Here is a 2,271-nt window from a genome sequence, read left to right as displayed (position 1 = left end):
TGTCGGCGACGGTTGAAATGAGGGCCACGGTCAGCGGATCAAAAGCGGGCCGGTCGGCGGTCTCGTGATCATCCTGGCTTCAGCGGTGCTGGAGTCAGGAGGAAGCGAGGGTGATCCGCGTGGAGGACTGGGCTGAGATCCGTAGGTTGCATCGGAGCGAGGGGTTGTCCGCCCGGGCGGTGGCCCGTGAGCTGGGGATTTCCCGGGGAACGGTGTTGCGGGCGTTGGCCTCGGATCGGCCACCGCAGTACCGGCGGGCGCCGAAGGGCTCGGCGGTGGACGCGGTCGAGCCCGCGATCCGGGAGTTGTTGAAGCAGACTCCGACGATGCCGGTCACGGTGATCGCGGAGCGGATCGGCTGGGAGCGTGGGCTGACGATCCTGCGTGAACGGGTGAGGGAATTGCGGCCGGCTTTTCTGCCGGTCGACCCGGTCTCCCGGACGGTCTATCAGCCGGGTGAACTGGCTCAGTGTGATCTGTGGTTCCCGGCGGTGGACATCCCGCTCGGCTATGGGCAGACGGGGCGCCCGCCGGTGCTGGTGATGGTGTCGGGCTACTCGCGGATGATCACCGCGAGAATGCTGCCGTCCCGGACCACCGCCGATCTGATCGACGGGCACTGGCAGCTGCTGTCCGGCTGGCAGGCGGTTCCCAGGACACTGGTCTGGGACAACGAGGCCGGTGTCGGCAGGGGCAGGCCCACGACCGAGTTCGCGGCACTCGCCGGCCTGCTTGCGATCCGGATCCACTTCTGCCGGCCCCGTGACCCCGAGGCGAAAGGCCTGGTCGAGCGGGCGAACGGCTATCTGGAGACCAGCTTCCTGCCCGGTCGTGTCTTCACCGGCCCGGACGACTTCAACGGCCAGCTCACCGCCTGGCTGCAGGTCGCCAACCGGCGCCGGCACCGCAGCATCGACGCCCACCCCATGGACCGCTGGGACGCGGACCGATCGGCGATGCTCGCCCTGCCACCGGTCGCCCCGCCGAACTGGTGGCCGCGCACCATCCGGCTCGGCCGCGACCACTACATCCGCGTCGACACCTGCGACTACTCCGTCCACCCCCGCGCGATCGGGCACCGGATCACCGTCCGGACGGACACCGAGAGCATCGTCGTGACCTGCGGCAATGACGTGGTCGCTCGCCACGACCGCTGCTGGGCCCGACACCAGACCATCACCGACCCCGAGCACGCCGCCGCGGCACGACGACTGCGCGACCAGGCCCGGCCACCCGCCCGCACCACCACCGCGCTCTCCACGGCTTTGGCCAAGGACGACCTGGGCATCGAGGTCGAACAGCGCGCGCTGGGCTCCTACGACCGCATCTTCACCCTCATCGAGGGCGGCGCCGGAAAGGACACCTGATGACCCCCACCACCGCATCCACCGCCAGGACGGCCGACGGCCGGGCGGCCCCGACCGGCAGGCAGACCGCCGCCGACCTGGCCTTCCTCGCCCGCGCGATGAAAGCTCCCGCTCTGCTGGACGCCGCCGAACGCCTGGCCGGGCGAGCCCGCACCGAGTCCTGGACCCACCAGGAGTATCTGGCCGCCTGTCTGCAGCGCGAGGTCGCCGCCCGCGAGTCCCACGGCGGCGAGCAACGCATCCGCGCCGCCCGGTTTCCCGCGGTCAAGACCATCGAGGAGATCGACACCGCCCACCTGCGGGGCATGACCCGCCAACAGCTCGCTCACCTTGGCACACTGGACTTCATCACCGGCAAGGAGAACATCGTCTTCCTCGGACCGCCCGGCACCGGCAAGACCCACCTCGCCACCGGCCTGGCCGTCAGAGCCTGCCAGGCCGGCCACCGCGTCGCGTTCGCCACCGCCTCCCAATGGGTCGACCGCCTGGCAGCCGCCCACCACACCGGCCGGCTCCAGGACGAACTCGTCAAGCTCGGCCGCTATCCACTGATCGTGATCGACGAGGTCGGCTACATACCGTTCGAGCCGGAGGCGGCGAACCTGTTCTTCCAGCTCGTCTCGAACAGATACGAGAGGGCCAGCGTGATCGTCACCTCGAACAAGCCCTTCGGCCGCTGGGGCGAGACCTTCGGCGACGAGACCGTCGCTGCCGCCATGATCGACCGACTCGTCCACCACGCCGAGGTCCACTCCCTCAAAGGCGAGTCCTACCGCATGCGCGGCCGCGGCGAACTCGGCCGCATCCAGACCGGCAACGACACCAACTGACACGACAAACGAGAACGCACGATGGCCCACGATTGAGCCGCTCAGACTGGCCTCACATTAGGCCGCTGCCGACA

Annotated in this window: 2 protein-coding genes; both read left to right on the top strand. The window is 69.4% G+C overall.

What is annotated here, in order from left to right:
• Positions 1-110 precede the first annotated feature (110 nt).
• Positions 111-1,367: an IS21 family transposase gene (istA, locus tag AC3ET4_RS30620; RefSeq protein WP_431955203.1), complete on the top strand. Its 1,257-nt coding sequence runs from the start codon at positions 111-113 to the stop codon at positions 1,365-1,367.
• Complete coding sequence (gene istB, locus AC3ET4_RS30615) at positions 1,367-2,197, top strand: IS21-like element helper ATPase IstB (protein ID WP_431955202.1); 831 nt, start codon at positions 1,367-1,369, stop codon at positions 2,195-2,197. Before istA ends, istB begins: the two co-directional genes overlap by 1 nt.
• The last annotated feature ends 74 nt before the right edge of the window (positions 2,198-2,271 follow it).

Source organism: Actinacidiphila sp. bgisy167 (assembly GCF_057707665.1).
The sequence above is the reverse complement of the archived record's forward strand: the minus strand, read 5'-3'. Positions and strand labels throughout refer to the sequence as shown.

Bases quoted from the DNA above. Each gene is read 5' to 3' on its own strand.
- istB (WP_431955202.1), top strand. From the start codon at position 1,367: ATGACCCCCACCACCGCATCCACCGCCAGGACGGCCGACGGCCGGGCG.